The organism is Pseudomonas sp. LBUM1651 (assembly GCF_059716135.1).
This window is the reverse complement of record NZ_CP166805.1, coordinates 453,595-466,173: the sequence shown is the minus strand read 5'-3', so window position 1 is coordinate 466,173 and position 12,579 is coordinate 453,595. Positions and strand designations below refer to the sequence as shown.

Annotated in this window: 9 protein-coding genes and 2 pseudogenes; 7 read left to right on the top strand and 4 right to left on the bottom strand. The window is 58.2% G+C overall.

Annotation, left to right across the window (positions count from 1 at the left end; translation table 11 throughout):
* Positions 1–87: 87 nt before the first annotated feature.
* Positions 88–858, top strand: coding sequence for a hypothetical protein (locus tag ACA066_RS02230; protein ID WP_497697950.1), 771 nt, complete (start codon positions 88–90; stop codon positions 856–858).
* A gap of 295 nt (positions 859–1,153) precedes the next feature.
* Here ACA066_RS02230 and ACA066_RS02225 read toward each other — a convergent pair.
* From ACA066_RS02225 to ACA066_RS02215, 3 genes and pseudogenes are all read right to left on the bottom strand, one after another.
* A pseudogene (locus ACA066_RS02225) lies at positions 1,154–1,423 on the bottom strand (chemotaxis protein); the annotation flags it as partial.
* 100 nt (positions 1,424–1,523) lie between these two features.
* Complete coding sequence (locus ACA066_RS02220) at positions 1,524–1,826, bottom strand: cell division protein ZapA (protein ID WP_084320977.1); 303 nt, start codon at positions 1,824–1,826, stop codon at positions 1,524–1,526.
* Complete coding sequence (locus tag ACA066_RS02215; RefSeq protein WP_017336178.1) at positions 1,823–2,053, bottom strand: hypothetical protein; 231 nt, start codon at positions 2,051–2,053, stop codon at positions 1,823–1,825. Before ACA066_RS02215 ends, ACA066_RS02220 begins: the two co-directional genes overlap by 4 nt.
* 320 nt (positions 2,054–2,373) lie before the next feature.
* Between ACA066_RS02215 and ACA066_RS02210 the strand changes: the two are divergent.
* From ACA066_RS02210 to trxC, 6 genes and pseudogenes are all read left to right on the top strand, one after another.
* Positions 2,374–3,210: pseudogene (locus ACA066_RS02210) on the top strand (MCP four helix bundle domain-containing protein); the annotation flags it as partial.
* Complete coding sequence (locus tag ACA066_RS02205; RefSeq protein ID WP_371916747.1) at positions 3,193–4,065, top strand: methyl-accepting chemotaxis protein; 873 nt, start codon at positions 3,193–3,195, stop codon at positions 4,063–4,065. The pseudogene ACA066_RS02210 and the gene ACA066_RS02205, both read left to right, overlap by 18 nt.
* Positions 4,066–4,387: 322 nt before the next feature.
* The gene (locus ACA066_RS02200) at positions 4,388–6,130 is read left to right on the top strand and encodes a potassium/proton antiporter (protein ID WP_497697949.1); all 1,743 of its coding nucleotides are present in this window, start codon (positions 4,388–4,390) and stop codon (positions 6,128–6,130) included.
* A gap of 34 nt (positions 6,131–6,164) precedes the next feature.
* Positions 6,165–9,515: a mechanosensitive channel MscK gene (mscK, locus tag ACA066_RS02195; protein ID WP_497697948.1), complete on the top strand. Its 3,351-nt coding sequence runs from the start codon at positions 6,165–6,167 to the stop codon at positions 9,513–9,515.
* A 48-nt stretch (positions 9,516–9,563) separates the two neighbouring features.
* Positions 9,564–11,027, top strand: coding sequence for a protein adenylyltransferase SelO (gene selO / locus ACA066_RS02190; RefSeq protein WP_497697947.1), 1,464 nt, complete (start codon positions 9,564–9,566; stop codon positions 11,025–11,027).
* Positions 11,028–11,112: 85 nt separating this feature from the next.
* The gene (trxC, locus tag ACA066_RS02185) at positions 11,113–11,547 is read left to right on the top strand and encodes a thioredoxin TrxC (RefSeq protein WP_214380342.1); all 435 of its coding nucleotides are present in this window, start codon (positions 11,113–11,115) and stop codon (positions 11,545–11,547) included.
* A gap of 135 nt (positions 11,548–11,682) precedes the next feature.
* On the opposite strand, the gene ACA066_RS02180 is transcribed toward trxC, so the two are convergent.
* Positions 11,683–12,453, bottom strand: coding sequence for a ParA family protein (locus tag ACA066_RS02180; protein ID WP_497697946.1), 771 nt, complete (start codon positions 12,451–12,453; stop codon positions 11,683–11,685).
* Positions 12,454–12,579: the final 126 nt, after the last annotated feature.

The window sequence follows — 12,579 nt, the reverse complement described above, 5'->3', positions numbered from 1 at the left end:
TATTCGTATTTTTTACTCCGACCGGTCGTCATTCTTGACTCTCGGCAATCTATTACCACCAATGACGTAATAAAGGAATATCACATCATGAGCTCAAATAGCTCCTCGCCGAACAGCCAATTAAACGATGTCTACCAGAGACAGACAACATCACTATCCCATCAGGAAAAAAACGGAACCGTCGTAATGGAACATACATTTAATGGGGAGGTTGGATGGACCAGTCCGAATTTTGTTATACCAAAAGGCACTTTAATCGTTCCACTTTACATGCTCAACCAATCAAAAACCGGTGTTGAAACGTACATAGACATACTTTTAAACGACCAATGGCACCCACTGTGGGATGGTTTTGTACTCGTAAATCAGGCAAATACGTTGTTTGGACATAATCATGATTATCACTTAACAAACTCAGTGTTTAGAGCCCGATTCATAGCAAACACCAGCGGAGACGGAGGAAAACTTTATGGCCGTACAAGTGTAACCGTAGCCGATCCAGGACCGCCAGTACTCGCAAGGTTCACTCCGTCCATATCACCATCAACTCTAAACAAACCTCAACTTGGTAAAAGTACATATGCGAATGTAAATCTGGCGCTGCAGGATCAGTATGGAAATACTTTTACCGGACCGAATAATATCGCATCTTTTCTTCGAGGGGACGTGAGCAACCTAGAGGGCATCTCTTATGATGACACAGAAGGACTGATTACAATTATTTTTACTGTGAAAGAGGGGGATAAATGGCTGTCAGCACAGGGAAATACAGCGCTGGGCCCTATGATGAAGTCAACTTATTTCACGGTATTACCCAGAGAGGAAAGTATAGAAGCTACTACACAGCCTGACAAATAGACATTCTCCTGCCTATGAGGCCGACGCCTCATAGGCACGTTGCACCTTATGAAACTTCTCCTGCAACCTGATACGCCTGATGAGTATTCATGATGAACAACACAACTGCTATTTCGGAGAAAATCATCACATTACCGGGACTTGTCCCTCGGAACTCTAGGTCCCCGCATCGATTACACAGCGACCAGCATCCCAAGGCCCGCCGCTTGATCGCCATGCCTTTGGGTGATGCAGCTAATTGCTGGACAGCACACACTCAGCGTAACCGAAACCCACCCATCGAACGTGGCGGTCCGGCACTGTTTTCACCCGTGGCCAGCCAGTCGCGCACCATTGCTGTTGCTGGCAATGTCCTTGGCGGCGGTGAGGGGTTGAATGAGGATGCGCTCGATGTCGTTGCGCATCGCTTCGATGCTCGACGGCAATGCTTGTTCGACCAGATAGCGCTGGGCGAGGCGGTTGACCACGAGGGATAAATTCCAACCACGATCAGAATGCTGACCAGCAGAGCGGTGCCCATACTGAGGATCAACTGCCATTGAATACTGCGACGCCAGAACTGCATGGAGCACCCCCAAAGAATAAGAGGCTGGAACACTGCAACAGCCGTGCCGATTGTATACAACACAAACGACAATTTATTCTTTGGTTGCGCGCAAAGCCGATCAGGCCTGATTGATCGTCTTGGAGATCACTTCAACCGTGGCGCTGACTTGCTCTTGGTAACGGTCGAGTTCGAGCTTGTGCTGCTTTTGCATTTCGATCTGCTGAGAGCAAAGATTCATCGCGGCCAGCACCAACAGGCGGTCACCGATCAGCGTCGGGTACTTTCTTTTGGTGTCGGCCAAAGCGGCTTTCAACATCATTGCGGCGTCCAGCAGGGTTTGCTCTTCCCCGGCCGGCGCCTTGATCGAATAGTCCTCCCCCAGGATCGAGACGACTTTTACCCCTGCGGCGCCGTAACTCATGCGCTGACCGGGCCGGCGCTGACGCGTTCAACCAGGGCCTGAATGCGGGCGGCGGTGGCGCCTTGTTTTTCTTCCTGCTCCATCAGGCTCAGTTGCAGGCTTTCGTTTTCATCCTTGGCCTGGGCCAATTCTGCGCTCAGGGTCTGGTTGGTGCCGAGCAGGTTCTGGTTCTGTTGAACAAGGTCGCTGACCAGCTGTTCCAATTGGCTTAGGGATGCTTCCAACATTTTGATTTTCCAGGCATTTTCAAAGGGCGCGTACGATAAAGAAAAGTCACCACGGATGCCAGGGTTATTGGGGCGCAAGGCCTTGATTTTGCTGGCGGGTGACCTCCCTCGCGAACTTTAAAGACTGTGATTGGCTGATCTGGTTCCTGCACTTCGTCGCCATAATTTCTGTAGGAGCGAAGCTTGCTCGCGAAGGACGTTAACGATAACGCGTGCTGTCTGAATGAACCCGGTGCCTGGACGTTCTTCGCGAGCAAGCTTCGCTCCAGGTAACGACCTGGCTGCGACAAATACGCACAGGCACTCAAGACTTTAGTCGTATGACCGATAAGTCACTCATACGTCAGTCCCAGCGCCGCACGGCTGCGCTCTTTTCGGTAAACACCATGTCCCTTCGTAATATGAATATCGCGCCGCGGGCGTTCCTCGGCTTCGCTCTGATTGGCGGTTTGATGCTGGTTCTGGGGGTGTTTGCCTTGAACCAGATGAGCAAGATTCGCGGTGCCGCCGAGGAGATCACCTTGAGCAGCGTGCCGAGCATCAAAAGCCTCGACGAGTTCACTCAACTCACCTTACGCCTGCGGGTGCTGTCCTATCGTTTGCTGGTGAACCGCGAACCCGACGTTCAGCAAAAAACCGTGGACCTGCTGGAGACGCGTAACCAGCAGATTCGTGCCGCTCAGGCGACCTACGAAAAACTGATCGCCAGCCCGCGGGAACGTGCTGCCTACGATCAATACGTGCAGTTGCTGGGGCAGTACCGTCAGATCGAAGACCGGATGAAAACCCTGTCGCGCAACAATCAGATCGATGAACTGCGCACCTTGCTCAACACCGATCTGCTGACCAACTCCGAAGCAATCAACGCTGTACTCAATCGTTTGCTGGAAATCAACACTCAGCAGACCGCCGACACCACCCAGCGAGCCGTCGACCAGTACTCCTCGGCCTTCAACCTAGTGATTACCTTGCTGGTCATCGCCACCGGCCTGACCGTGCTGTTTGCCTGGTTGCTGACCAACAGCATCACCAAACCGATCGCCAAGGCCTTGAGCGCTGCCGAAGAAATCGCCGAAGGTAACCTGACTCGCCCGATCACCGTTGATGGCGAAGACGAAGCCGGTCGGTTGCTGGGAGCGATGGCGAAGATGCAGGACAAGCTGCGCGATACGCTGCAGCGGATTTCCGGCTCGGCCACGCAACTGGCCTCCGCCGCTGAAGAGCTCAACAGTGTCACCGACGAAAGCGCACGCGGCCTGACCCAGCAGAACAACGAGATCGAACAGGCCGCCACCGCCGTCAACGAAATGACCAGCGCTGTGGAAGAAGTGGCGCGCAACGCGGTGAGCACGTCCGAAGCGTCGAAGAACGCCACCACCTCTGCTGGCGACGGCCGTGATCTGGTTCAGGAAACCGTCAGCGCCATCGAACGCATGAGCGCCGATGTGCAGAGCACCGCCACGCTGATTGGCGACCTGGCGAATGAATCCCGCGATATCGGTAAGGTGTTGGACGTGATCCGCGGCCTGGCAGACCAGACCAACCTGCTGGCGTTGAACGCGGCGATTGAAGCCGCTCGTGCGGGTGAAGCCGGTCGTGGTTTTGCGGTGGTGGCGGATGAGGTTCGCGCCCTGGCGCATCGCACCCAGCAATCGACCAGTGAAATCGAACGGATGATCGGCAGCATTCAAAGCGGCACCGAACACGCTGTGGATTCGATGCGCAACAGCACCGAGCGTGCCGAGTCGACCCTGAACATCGCCCGTGGTGCCGGCCTGTCGCTGGACACCATCAACAGCGCCATCGTCGAAATCAACGAACGCAACCTGGTCATCGCCAGCGCGGCTGAAGAGCAGGCGCAGGTCGCTCGGGAAGTAGATCGCAACCTGGTGAACATTCGTGATCTGTCGGTGCAATCGGCGACCGGGGCAAATCAGACGAGCGCGGCGAGCAATGAGTTGTCGCGGTTGGCGCTGGACCTGAACAACATGGTTGGGCGGTTCAGTCTGTAACGGTCAACAACTTTTTGTGGCTTGAGGGGCTTGCTGTGGCGAGGGGGCTTGGCGAAACGTCGCACCGCCCCGTTCGGTTGCGAAGCAGCCGTAAAACCTGCGGGTGGGATTTCTCAGAAATATTTCAGCGGCTGACTTGGGGTCGCTTCGCGACCCAACGGGGGCAAGCCCCCTCGCCACAGTGACTGCGCTCGACTTGACGACGTAGTTCGCTCCTTCAAAAACCTTTTTGACAGCATCACATTTCAACAGGTTAGAATCGCTGGCACGCAGACTGCATGGTCAGTTTGTGCCCGCCTTTCAGCTTTCTGGAGTATTGCCTTTGAATTCGACGACCATCAACAGCCTGTTCTTGATCGGCGCGTTGCTGGTAGGTGCGAGCATTCTGGTGAGCTCTCTTTCGTCCCGCCTCGGCATCCCGATTCTGGTGATTATCCTGGCCGTGGGCATGGCCGCCGGCGTCGATGGCGCCGGTATTATTTTCGATAACTACCCAACAGCTTATCTGGTCGGCAACCTCGCATTGGCCGTCATTCTGCTCGACGGCGGTTTGCGGACACGGGTGTCGAGTTTCCGCGTAGCGTTATGGCCGGCACTGTCGCTGGCCACGGTCGGCGTGTTGATTACCACCGGGCTGACCGGCATGGCTGCGGCGTGGCTGTTCAATCTGAACCTGATCCAGGGATTGCTGATCGGCGCCATCGTCGGCTCCACGGATGCCGCGGCAGTGTTCTCGCTGCTCGGCGGCAAAGGCCTGAACGAACGGGTCAGCGCCAGCCTCGAGATCGAATCCGGCAGCAACGATCCGATGGCAGTGTTCCTCACCGTCACCCTGATCGACATGCTCGCCAGCGGCGAGACCGGCCTGCACTGGAACCTGCTGGTGCATCTGGTGCGCGAGTTCGGCATCGGCGGCGTGATCGGCCTGTGTGGCGGCTGGCTGATGCTGCAACTGGTCAACCGCATCAACCTGGCCACCGGCCTCTACCCGATCCTGGTCATTGCTGGCGGGCTGGTGGTGTTCGCCCTGACCAACGCCCTGCACGGCAGTGGCTTCCTCGCCGTTTATCTGTGCGGCCTGGTGATCGGCAACCGTCCGGTGCGCAGCCGTCACGGCATCTTGCACATGCTCGACGGCATGGCCTGGCTGGCGCAGATCGGCATGTTCCTGGTGCTGGGCCTGCTGGTCACGCCGCACGACTTATTGCCCATCGCCCTGCCCGCGCTGGGTTTGGCGCTGTGGATGATTCTGTTTGCACGGCCGCTGTCGGTGATGGTCGGCCTGCTGCCGTTCAAGGCCTTCCATGGTCGCGAAAAAGCCTTCATTTCCTGGGTTGGCCTGCGTGGCGCGGTCCCGATCATTCTGGCGGTGTTCCCGCTAATGGCGGGGCTGCCCAACGCTCAGCTGTACTTCAACCTCGCGTTCTTTATCGTGCTGGTCTCGCTGCTGGTACAGGGCACGAGCCTGCCGTGGGTGGCGAAACTGTTGAAGGTGACCGTTCCGCCGGAGCCGGCGCCGATCTCCCGCGCCGCGCTGGAAGTGCATGTCACCAGCGAGTGGGAGCTGTTCGTTTATCGCCTCGGCGCTGAAAAATGGTGCATCGGTTCGCCCCTTCGCGAGCTGAAAATGCCCGAAGGCACTCGCATCGCAGCCCTGTTTCGTGGCCAGCAACTGCTCCATCCGTCGGGTAGTACGGTGCTTGAAGTCGATGATTTACTGTGCGTAATCGGCCACGAACACAACCTGTCGGCCCTTGGAAAACTGTTCAGCCAGGCGCCTCAACGGGGCCTCGATTTGCGCTTCTTCGGCGACTTCGTACTCGAAGGAGATGCCCAGCTGGCTGCGGTTGCTGCCCTGTACGGGTTGAAAGTCGAAGGCATCGATCCGGACATGACGCTGGCACGTTTCATTGCCCACAAAGTAGGCGGTGCGCCAGTAGTCGGTGACCAGGTGGAGTGGAACAACACCATCTGGACCGTCGCGGTCATGGAGGGGAACAAGATCGGCAAAGTGGGCGTCAGATTCCCCGAAGGAAGTCGCCCAGGTCCGGGACTCTTCCTCTAAACTCCATTCTTCGTCTCGTTTTCGATCGGTCTCTATGTCAACCCTGCGCACCTTTTTCATCATGGCCCTGTTGGGCTTGAGTCTCTCTGTCGGTAGTTTGCAAGCGGCCGAACCGCCGTCCAGCGAAGCCGTGCAGGCAAACCTGGACAAGATCGCCGAGCGCAAACTGCCGGAAGCCGATCAAAAAGCCCTGCAGACGCTCCTGCAAAGCACGCTGACCCAGCTCAACAATAAGCGTGATTACGAGCAGAAGCTGACTGCGCTCAAGCAGCAACTCGCCACCGCCCCCAAGCAGAACATCGAGAACCAGCGCGAACTGACTCGCCTCAAGGGCAGCAGCGTGACGCCGGTGGCGCAACGCTATACCAAAGAATCCATTCAGCAGCTGGAGCAGATGCTCACCGAGCGCTCGACCCAGCAAAGCGACTTGCAAAAAGCCCTCGCCGAAGCGAACAGCCTGGTCATTACCGCGCAAACCCGCCCAGAGCGCGCCCAGGCTGAAATCTCCAGCAGTCAGACGCGCATCCAGCAAATCAATAATATCCTCAAGAATGGCAAGGACAACGGCAAGACCTTGAGTGGCGAACAGCGTGACCTGCTCAATGCCGAGCTGGCGGCACTGAACGCGCTGATCCCGCTGCGCCGCCAGGAACTGGCCGGCAACAGCCAGTTGCAGGACCTGGGCAACAGCCAGCATGACTTGCTGACGGAAAAATCCGATCGCCTGGATCGGGAAATCCAGGAACTGCAAAACCTGATCAACCAGAAGCGCCTGGCCCAGTCTCAGGAAACGGTGACGCAACAGTCCATCGAGGCGCAGAAGTCGGGCGGCAGCGCCTTGTTAGCCACCGAAAGCGCGGCGAACCTGAAACTCTCGGACTACCTGCTCAAAAGCACCGACCGTCTCAACGAAGTCACCCAGCAGAACCTGCAAACCAAGCAGCAACTGGACAACGTCACCCAGAGCGATTCGGCCCTCGATGAGCAAATCAACGTGCTCAAGGGCAGCCTGCTGCTGTCGAAAATTCTCTACAAACAGAAACAGGGCCTGCCGCGCCTCAAGCTCGACCGCGACCTGGCCGACCAGATCGCCGACATCCGCCTGTATCAGTTCGAAGTCAGCCAGCAACGGGAATTGCTCAGCAACCCGGCGACCTACGTCGACAACCTGCTCTCGACTCAACCTCCCGAGCAAGTCACCCCGCAACTGCGCAAAAGCCTGCTGGAACTGGCCACGACCCGCGCCGACCTGCTGGAGCGGCTGAACCGCGAACTCAGCGCGGTGCTCAACGAATCGATCACGCTGCAACTCAATCAGAAGCAACTGCTGAGCACTGCGCAAAGCCTGCGGGCCACGCTTGAAGAGCAGATGTTCTGGATTCCGAGCAACAAGCCGCTGGACCCGGAATGGATGCGCGGCGTGCCGGATCGTCTACAACGCCAGGTGGCAACCCTGCCGCTGGCGTCGAGCGTGAGCGAATTGATTGACGGCCTGACTCAGCGACCGCTGCTGTTTCTGCCGTTGGTGCTGCTGATCGGCGCCCTGCTGTGGCGACGCAAAAGCCTGTATGCCCGACTGAACAAGGTTCACCAGGACATCGGCCACTTCAAGCGTGACAGCCAGTGGCACACGCCGCAGGCGATCCTGTTCAATATTCTGTTGGCACTGCCGGTGGCGCTGGGCCTGGCCTTGTGCGGCCTGGCCTTGCAGATCGACGCTCGCGGGCAAAACGCCAACATGGGCTCGGCATTGTTGCAAATGGCTCAGGCCTGGCTGGTGTTCTACACCGCTTACCGGATCCTCGCGCCGGGCGGCGTGGCCGAACTGCATTTCCGCTGGGAAAAACCCCAGGTTGAATTCCTGCAAGGCTGGGTCCGTCGACTGGGTCTGGTGGTAATGGCTCTGGTCGCGGTAGTGGCGATCGCCGAACTGCAACCGGCGGCACTGGCCGATGATGTGATCGGCATGCCGGTGGTTCTGACCTGCTACGCGCTGATGGCCTGGTTGCTCAGCCGCCTGCTGATCAGCAGCCCGACGCACGAAAACGCCTCACTGTTCCGCAAGGCCGTGGCAATCATGTTCACTGCGTTGCCGATCGCGTTGTTCGTCGCCGTGTGCTTTGGCTATTTCTACACCGCACTGAAACTCAGCGACCGGTTGATCAACACCCTTTACCTGCTGATGTTCTGGCTGGTGATCGAAGCGACCTTTGTCCGTGGCCTCAGCGTTGCCGCACGGCGCCTGGCCTATCAGCGAGCGCTGGCCAAACGTCAGGCCGCCAAAGAGGCCGGCGACGGCGAAGCGGTGATCGAAGAGCCCACCCTCGACATCGAAAAGGTCAACGAACAGTCCTTGCGCCTGATTCGTCTGGCGCTGCTGGGCGGGTTCATGGCGGCGCTGTACTGGGTCTGGTCGGACCTGATCTCGGTGTTCTCGTACCTGGACAACATCACCCTCTACGAATACACCAGCGGCACCGGCGCCAACATGAGCATGGTGCCGATCAGCATCGGCGACATGCTCGGTGCGCTGATCATCATCGGCATCACCTTCGCCCTCGCGCGCAACTTGCCGGGCCTGCTGGAAGTCTTGGTGTTGTCGAAGCTGAATCTGGCCCAGGGCAGCGCCTACGCCACCACCACGTTGCTGTCCTACGTGATCGCCGGCGTCGGTTTCGTCTCGACCCTGTCGACCCTCGGCGTGAGCTGGGACAAGTTGCAATGGCTGGTGGCGGCGCTCTCGGTCGGCCTCGGTTTCGGCATGCAGGAGATTTTTGCGAACTTCATCTCCGGCATCATGATCCTGTTCGAACGCCCGGTGCGGATCGGCGACACCATCACCATCGGTAACCTGTCGGGCACGGTGAGCAAGATCCGCATCCGCGCCACGACCATCACCGACTTCGACCGCAAGGACATCATCGTCCCGAACAAGACGTTCATTACCGGGCAACTGATCAACTGGTCCCTGACCGACACCATCACCCGGGTGACCTTGAAGCTCGGCGTCGATTACGGCTCGGACCTGGACCTGGTGAAAGAACTGCTGTTGAAAGCCGCGCGGGAGAACCCTCGGGTGCTCAAGGAGCCCGAGCCGCTCGTTTACTTCCTGAACTTCGGCGAAAGCACCCTCGACCACGAGTTGCGTATGCATGTGCGCGACCTCGGCGACCGCAACCCGGTGCTCGACGAGGTCAACCGCTTCATCAACCGCGAGTTCAAGAAGCAGCACATCAACATCTCGTTCCGGCAGATGGAGGTTTACCTCAAGAACCTTCACGGCGAGGAATACAAGATCGTGCCGATCGAGTCGGAAACCAAAACCATCGTGCCGCGGGTCGATGGCAAACCGCTGCAAGAGACGCCGCCCGCCAAGCTCGACTAACCGCCCTGTCCCTAGCAGAATGCTCGGACATTCTGCTGGAGATGGCCGGTGAAAGCCCTCGACGAACTGACCTTCGATAATCGCTTCGATCGCTTGGGCGATACGTTTTCCGCCCACGTGCTGCCCGAGCCCATCGACAATCCGCGCCTCGTGGTCGCGAGCCCTGCCGCCATGGCGTTGCTCGACCTTGATCCGGCCGTGGCCGAAACGCCGGAGTTCGCCGAGCTGTTCAGCGGCCACAAGCTCTGGGCCGATGCGGTTCCGAGGGCGATGGTCTATTCCGGTCATCAGTTCGGTTCCTACAATCCACAGTTGGGCGATGGTCGCGGACTGTTGCTGGGCGAGGTCTATAACGAGGCCGGCGAGCATTGGGACCTACACCTCAAAGGTGCCGGCCAGACGCCTTTCTCGCGCATGGGCGATGGACGCGCCGTGCTGCGTTCGTCGATCCGCGAGTTTCTCGCCTCCGAAGCGTTATATGCGCTGAACATCCCGACCACTCGCGCGTTATGCGTGATCGGCTCCGATACGCCGGTGTGGCGCGAAAAACAGGAACGCGCAGCCATGGTCCTGCGCCTGGCGCCGAGCCATGTGCGCTTCGGGCATTTCGAATATTTTTACTACACCAAACGCCCCGAGAAGCAGAAAGAGCTCGGCGAGCACGTGCTGGCCATGCACTTTCCGGAGTGCCTGGAACAGCCCGAACCCTATCTGGCGATGTTCCGCGAAATCGTCGAACGCAACGCCGAGCTCATCGCCAAATGGCAGGCCTATGGTTTCTGCCACGGCGTGATGAACACCGACAACATGTCGATCCTCGGCATCACCTTCGATTTCGGCCCGTTCGCCTTCCTCGACGATTTCGACGCCAATTTCATCTGCAACCACTCCGATGACCAGGGCCGCTACTCCTTCAGCAACCAGGTGCCTATCGGTCAGTGGAACCTCAGCGCTTTGGCTCAAGCCCTGACGCCGTTCATCAGCGTCGAGGCCCTGCGCGAAACCCTGGGTCTGTACCTGCCACTGTTCCAGGCTCACTACCTGGACCTGATGCGCCGCCGCCTCGGCTTCACCACAGCCGAAGACGACGACCAGAAACTGCTGGAACAGCTGCTGCAACTGATGCAGAACAGCGGCGTCGACTACAGCCTGTTCTTCCGCCGCCTCGGCGATGAATCACCGGAGCTGGCCGTTGCCCGATTGCGCGACGATTTCGTCGACATCAAGGGCTTCGATGCCTGGGCCGAGCGCTTTGTCGCCCGTGTTGCTCGCGAAGGTGAAGTTGATCAGAAACAGCGCTGCCAACGGATGCACGCGGTCAACCCGCTCTACATCCTGCGCAACTACCTGGCGCAGAAAGCCATCGATGCAGCGGAAAGCGGCGACTATTCAGAGGTTCGTCGGCTGCACGCGGTGCTGAGCAAGCCGTTCGAAGAGCAGCCTGGAATGGAGAGTTATGCCGAGCGGCCGCCGGAGTGGGGGAAACATTTGGAGATCAGTTGTTCGTCGTAGGCGGCCAGCAGGATTTCGCCTTGATAAACACCGAATTCGACTCCAGATCAGCGTGATGGATTGCCCAACTACTCAGAGCCTGATTATGACCGACCCACTCCTCATCCCCTGCCCCCACTGCAACGGCCTCAATCGCATACCCGCCGAGCGTCTCAACGACCAGCCGAAATGTGGCCGCTGCAAGGCTGAGGTCTTGTTGAGCAAACCGTTTGAACTGAAGCAAGGCGATTACGCCAGTCAGATCAAGGGCGATCTGCCGTTGCTGGTGGACGTGTGGGCGGACTGGTGCGGGCCGTGCAAGTCGTTTGCGCCGGTGTTCGAGCAGGCGGCCGGTCAGTTGGCGGGCAAGTGCAGGCTGGCGAAACTGGACAGCGAGGCAAACCAGCAGTTGTCGGCGCAGTTGGGGATTCGCTCGATTCCGAGTCTGATTCTGTTCAAGAACGGCCGGGAAGTGGCGCGCCAGAGCGGGGCCTTCCCGTTGCCGCAGTTGATGAGCTGGTTGCGTAGCCAGGGAATTTAAGAACACCGCGATCAATTGTGGGAGCGAGCCTGCTCGCGATAGCGGCATTACAGTCAAAACTGATGCCGACTGACACTCCGCCATCGCCGGCAAGCCGGTCTCGCTCCCACAGGGGTTCGGTGTTGTTTGCGGGAATCAGGCGCTTTCAAGAAGGTTATGCAACTCGACAAACTGCTGGGTCAATTTGTGCCGTGGATCAAGATGGATCAGCGGTGTGTTGGCCTGATGCGATTCGCGCATGCGCACCGAACTACCCAAATACACCGGCAACACCGGCAAACCTTCCGCAATCAGTTCATCAAGGATTTGCTGCGGTAGGCTGGCCCGGGCCTGGAACTGGTTGACGACAATGCCTTCGACTTCCAGCCCTTCGTTGTGGTCGTCCTTCAATTCTTCGATTTCCGCCAGCAGGCCGTACAGCGCCTGACGCGAGAAGCTGTCGCAGTCGAAGGGAATCAGCACCCGATCCGCGGCAATCAAGGCAGAAACCGCATAAAAGTTTAACGCTGGCGGGGTATCGAGGTAGATCCGGTCGTAATCTTCGGCCAGCTCGTCGAGCAGTTTGCGCAGCTTGTTGATCTTGTGTTTCGCCTCAAGCTTGGGCTGCAAATCGGCCAGCTCTGCGGTGGCGGTGATGACGTGGAGGTTATCGAACGGGGTTTCGTAGATATCGACCTGGCTTTTCTTCGAGAACGGCCCCGAAGACAGCGTCTGCTTGAAAAAATCGGCGATGCCCATCGGAATGTCATTACCGGTGAGCCCGGTGAGGTACTGGGTGGAATTTGCCTGAGCGTCGAGATCCACCAGCAGGGTGCGATAGCCCTCGCTGGCACTGACCGCCGCCAGATTGCAGGCAATACTGGATTTGCCTACGCCGCCTTTCTGATTGAATACCACGCGCCGCATGTCAAAACCTCCGTGTATCAAAGAATGACCGAGTGTAGTGGTCCACGGCGTTGCTTAGCTACCTCGCCGGCACAGGGACTACACAGTCAGGTGCGAACACTCACTGAAAAAGCTGCCATCTCGTTC

What these genes read in the sequence shown, in the direction of transcription:
- ACA066_RS02220 (WP_084320977.1), bottom strand. Translation starts at nt 1,826, where the DNA reads ATGAGTTACGGCGCCGCAGGGGTAAAAGTCGTCTCGATCCTGGGGGAG.
- ACA066_RS02230 (WP_497697950.1), top strand. Translation starts at nt 88, where the DNA reads ATGAGCTCAAATAGCTCCTCGCCGAACAGCCAATTAAACGATGTCTAC.
- mscK (WP_497697948.1), top strand. Translation starts at nt 6,165, where the DNA reads ATGTCAACCCTGCGCACCTTTTTCATCATGGCCCTGTTGGGCTTGAGT.
- ACA066_RS02215 (WP_017336178.1), bottom strand. Translation starts at nt 2,053, where the DNA reads ATGTTGGAAGCATCCCTAAGCCAATTGGAACAGCTGGTCAGCGACCTT.
- trxC (WP_214380342.1), top strand. Translation starts at nt 11,113, where the DNA reads ATGACCGACCCACTCCTCATCCCCTGCCCCCACTGCAACGGCCTCAAT.
- ACA066_RS02180 (WP_497697946.1), bottom strand. Translation starts at nt 12,453, where the DNA reads ATGCGGCGCGTGGTATTCAATCAGAAAGGCGGCGTAGGCAAATCCAGT.
- ACA066_RS02205 (WP_371916747.1), top strand. Translation starts at nt 3,193, where the DNA reads ATGGCGAAGATGCAGGACAAGCTGCGCGATACGCTGCAGCGGATTTCC.